The following is a 3662-nucleotide window of genomic DNA, read 5'->3' on the forward strand; positions in this document are numbered from 1 at the left end:
TTCCATCAAGAGCCTGCGCTTGAGACTGGCGCGTGCACTGGTCCTGTCCCTTCACCGATGTCCCTGCTGCCATCGCTCGTTTGTGACACAGTAGTACTATGACGGCCGCTGGTATCGGTGGCGGCGGGCCAGCCCGGGGCAGAGTGAGAGCTGATGACGACGGACGAGCTGCCCCGCGGCTATGCGATTGAGGTCTATCCGGTCGCCCGACCCGCGGGCCAATTCGGCTGGGCGATCCGCAAGCACGGCAAGCTGTACGAGCGCTCGGACTTCACGTTCCCGACCGAGCAGAAGGCCTACGCCAAGGCGCTTGAGGCAGTCGAGCGCGACGCGCGAGGCGAGGTTCAACGCGACCGGCGTTGAGGAAGGCCGCACCGGCGGCTGATGCGCGTAGTTGGCAGCCAGTGGGGTGTAGCGCCCAGCCCGCGCGGGCTTCGTCAGGGTGCTATCGCGGCCGCGACGGCGGCGAGGAGAACCACGGCGCGTGGCCCGGCAAGCTTCGGGTCGCCATGGCGCAGCTCGCTCGACAGTACCGCCAGCGAGGCTGCCGACACGACGACGCCGCCCAAGCGGCGCGTTGCGGCCGGCAGCATCAACAGGCCACCAGCCGTTTCCGCCACCGCGACGGCCTTCATCTGGTTGTTGGTCCAGCCGAGATGGTCAAACATCCGCGCGTATCCGCGCTGGCCGACCAGCTTGTCGGCCCCCGCGAGCGCGATGGCGGCGCCGAGGGCGGGAAACAGGTATCTCACGGTCGCGTCCTCCAGGTCTCCTCCAACGCGGGTGACCATCGCGCGTTCGGGTACGCACCTTTATTCGCCTTCGGAGGCCGCGAGGCCGCCGCGGCTCTGCGTTCCCCGACCCGAGCCGCCGGTGAGGTGCAATTAATTGCACAAGTTGGGCGCAAATGCTGGCCGGCACGCCCGCTTCACGCTCGCCGCTGAGATCCCGAAGTGCGCAGCCGTGGCGGCGATGCTGGCAGCATTCTCCCGGCGCCAGATCGCGACAGACTCGTCGTCGATGGTCTTCTCTCGGCCGAGCGCCTTGCCTTGAGCCTTCGCGCGCTGAATGCCGGCCAGCTGCCGGGCTTTGATGCTGGAGCGCTCCAGCTCGGCCACGGCCGCCAGCATGGTCAGCATGGCCTTGCCGATCGGAGTGGACAGGTTGAAGCCCTCACGCAGGCTGATGATGGCGACCTTCTTGGCCTGCAGCGCCTCCACCGTGCCCAGTACGTCCAGGGTGTCGCGTCCAAGCCGGTCGACGGCACCGACGATCAGGGTGTCGCCCTTGCGGACATATTTCAGCAGCGCGGCAAAGCCGGGCCGGTCAGCTGCCCGCACGGTCCCGGACACACCCTCGTCCGAGAACCATTCCTCGATCTTGTGCCCCTGCTCGATGCTGTGACGTTGCGCCTCGACGCTCTGGTCGCTCGTGCTGACCCGGATGTACCCGATGACTGCCATACCGCCCCTGAACTGGCTCAGAATGCCTAGCTCATAATGTACAGCCTAGCTCAAAGCTCGGCAACACCTCTGAGCCGGCCCAGCCGCCTCATTCGGCGCTTGGTTCGCAGGGTGTACCTTTTGACCCAAGCCGGCGCCGATGCTCACGGCCTAGCTGGCATGTGCTATCCGTCCCGGCAGGCCGCCTTTGAGCATTCGGCGGCCTCGCCCTCTCGGCAGGTGGCGGAAACAGCCGAGAGCCGGCGGCCCAGATCCAGACGTCGGTTCACGTCTCAATCGGGCTGTCCACACATCCCTGTGCGTGAGAAGATCAAGCCCTTGCATTCGAGGGATATGAGCGTATTGGCCCGATCTTCATTGTAAGATCGGATCGCCAGATGGCTGAAATCGAAGAAGCTCTCAAAGACAACTACCTCGAACTCGCAGGCGACATCGTGTCGGCCTACGTGTCCAACAACCCTGTGCCTGTGGCAGAGCTTCCGGCTCTCATCGGAAACGTTCACGCGGCGCTGAATGCGCTGGCGGCCGGCCCGTCCGCCGCGGCCCCGGCGGAGGAGGTCGAGAAGGCGACGCCTGCGCAGATCCGCAAGTCGATCACGCCGGATGCCATTATCAGCTTCATCGACGGCAAACCCTACAAGACGCTCAAGCGCCATCTGACCGGCCACGGGCTCGACCCCTACAGTTACCGCCAGCGCTACGGTCTACCCGCCGACTACCCAATGGTGGCCGCCAGCTACGCCGCCCAGCGCTCGGAACTCGCCAAGGCAATCGGCCTTGGGCGGCTGGGCGGCATGGCACAGGATGACGCCGAGGAGGAGACCTCTCAGAAGGCTCCGAAGACTCGCGGGCGCCCGAAGAAAGCCTGAGGCCCGCGCAGCACGTCGTTGATCATCCAGGCCACTCTGCCCGACATCCGCGTCAACGACGGTCGACGCGGATGTCGGGGAAGCCATGAGCACCAAGTTCGTCGCCTACTACAGGGTGTCCACGGCCAAGCAGGGCGCATCCGGCCTGGGGCTGGAGGCGCAGCGCGCGGCGGTAGTTCGGTTCCTAGAGAGCGGCCGGGCGGACGTGGTGGCCGAGTTCACGGAGGTGGAGAGCGCCAAGCGGGCCGACAGGCCAGAGCTTGCCCGCGCGATCCAGGCGTGCCGGGTCTACGGCGCCCGCCTCGTGATCGCGAAGCTCGATCGGCTCAGCCGCGACGCGCACTTCCTGTTGGGCCTAGAGAAGGCCGGCGTGGACTTCGTGGCCGCCGACATGCCGAACGCCAACCGCCTGACGGTTGGCATCATGGCGATGGTGGCCGAGGAAGAGCGCCGCCTGATCTCGGCCCGGACCAAGGCAGTCCTGGCAGCCGCCAGGGTGCGCGGGGCCGTCCTGGGGGGCTACAGGGGCGCCAGGGTCACGCCGGCCGGGCCTAGGAACCTCGCCCCGGTCATCACAGCCATCCAGGCGACCGGCACGACCTCCCACGGCGGGATCGCCGCGGCGCTGAACGCCCGCGGCATCCCAGCGCCACGGGGCGGGGCGTAGTCCGACGTGCAGGTCAGGCGAGTGCAGGCAGCCGTTCCATAGTGGCCCTTCTGCGAATTTCGCATCGCCTTACGTGCGCGAGGATGAGCTTATCGAACGCGAGCATCGGCTGTGGCTGGATCGCGGTTCACACAGGTAATTGCCGCCTCGCGCCAGCTCGATCAGCCTGACCCTGTGCCCTGTAAGCGACCAGGGTGGCAGGCACCGGCCGCACCCGGCGTTCTTCCCAAGGTGCCGGCGTCGCGGCCGGCGCCCCCTGCCTGGGTCAGGGCCCCTGTCCTGCATTCCGGGAGGGCTCATGGACGTGGTCGCCACGCCGGTTGCAGAGGACGAGACGGCTTGGTGGCTCACCGACCTGCTCGGGCGCGCCCTCGGCGCAATCCGGAAAAGCCCGTGGTCGGACGAGTTCGTCATCGTGCCGGAGTCGGGCAGCCGGCTCCGCGGTGTGCCTGCCCTTCACGCCTCCCTCGACGACGCTCTGACAGCTATCGAAAAGCATCTGGGCGGCACCTGCGAACTCAACCCGATATGAAAGCCTGAATGCCCTGCCTGTTTCCATAAAGGCACTTACGCGAAGGGGAGCGCGCGAATTATGCGAATTCGCCTGCCGCGTTCCAGCTGGGGAGCGATCAGTGCAATCTCTCGGTCAGCCCAGGCATGATG

The 3662-nt window shown here is 66.7% G+C and carries 6 protein-coding genes; 4 read left to right on the top strand and 2 right to left on the bottom strand.

The window, feature by feature from the left end; genetic code table 11:
• The first annotated feature begins 153 nt into the window (after positions 1 to 153).
• On the top strand, positions 154 to 363 hold the full coding sequence (locus tag WDW90_RS35685) for a hypothetical protein (protein ID WP_336492482.1): 210 nt from the start codon (positions 154 to 156) through the stop codon (positions 361 to 363).
• Between the two features lie 74 nt (positions 364 to 437).
• Here the strand turns inward: WDW90_RS35685 and WDW90_RS35690 are convergent, their stop codons facing one another.
• Both WDW90_RS35690 and WDW90_RS35695 read right to left on the bottom strand, forming a co-directional pair.
• Positions 438 to 752 (bottom strand): DoxX family protein, encoded by a 315-nt coding sequence (locus tag WDW90_RS35690; RefSeq protein ID WP_336492483.1) that lies wholly within the window; start codon positions 750 to 752, stop codon positions 438 to 440.
• A 132-nt stretch (positions 753 to 884) separates the two neighbouring features.
• Positions 885 to 1463 (bottom strand): recombinase family protein, encoded by a 579-nt coding sequence (locus WDW90_RS35695; RefSeq protein WP_336492484.1) that lies wholly within the window; start codon positions 1461 to 1463, stop codon positions 885 to 887.
• A 377-nt stretch (positions 1464 to 1840) separates the two neighbouring features.
• Here WDW90_RS35695 and WDW90_RS35700 point away from each other — a divergent pair, with 377 nt between their 5' ends.
• From WDW90_RS35700 to WDW90_RS35710, 3 genes are all read left to right on the top strand, one after another.
• Complete coding sequence (locus WDW90_RS35700; protein WP_336492485.1) at positions 1841 to 2332, top strand: Ros/MucR family transcriptional regulator; 492 nt, start codon at positions 1841 to 1843, stop codon at positions 2330 to 2332.
• Positions 2333 to 2417: 85 nt separating this feature from the next.
• Positions 2418 to 2999, top strand: coding sequence for a recombinase family protein (locus WDW90_RS35705; RefSeq protein WP_336492486.1), 582 nt, complete (start codon positions 2418 to 2420; stop codon positions 2997 to 2999).
• A 298-nt stretch (positions 3000 to 3297) separates the two neighbouring features.
• Positions 3298 to 3531 (top strand): hypothetical protein, encoded by a 234-nt coding sequence (locus tag WDW90_RS35710; protein ID WP_336492487.1) that lies wholly within the window; start codon positions 3298 to 3300, stop codon positions 3529 to 3531.
• The last annotated feature ends 131 nt before the right edge of the window (positions 3532 to 3662 follow it).

The organism is Methylobacterium nigriterrae, from assembly GCF_037106235.1.
Lineage (GTDB): Bacteria > Pseudomonadota > Alphaproteobacteria > Rhizobiales > Beijerinckiaceae > Methylobacterium > Methylobacterium nigriterrae.

What these genes read in the sequence shown, in the direction of transcription:
- WDW90_RS35710 (WP_336492487.1), top strand. Translation starts at nt 3,298, where the DNA reads ATGGACGTGGTCGCCACGCCGGTTGCAGAGGACGAGACGGCTTGGTGG.
- WDW90_RS35705 (WP_336492486.1), top strand. Translation starts at nt 2,418, where the DNA reads ATGAGCACCAAGTTCGTCGCCTACTACAGGGTGTCCACGGCCAAGCAG.
- WDW90_RS35700 (WP_336492485.1), top strand. Translation starts at nt 1,841, where the DNA reads ATGGCTGAAATCGAAGAAGCTCTCAAAGACAACTACCTCGAACTCGCA.
- WDW90_RS35695 (WP_336492484.1), bottom strand. Translation starts at nt 1,463, where the DNA reads ATGGCAGTCATCGGGTACATCCGGGTCAGCACGAGCGACCAGAGCGTC.
- WDW90_RS35685 (WP_336492482.1), top strand. Translation starts at nt 154, where the DNA reads ATGACGACGGACGAGCTGCCCCGCGGCTATGCGATTGAGGTCTATCCG.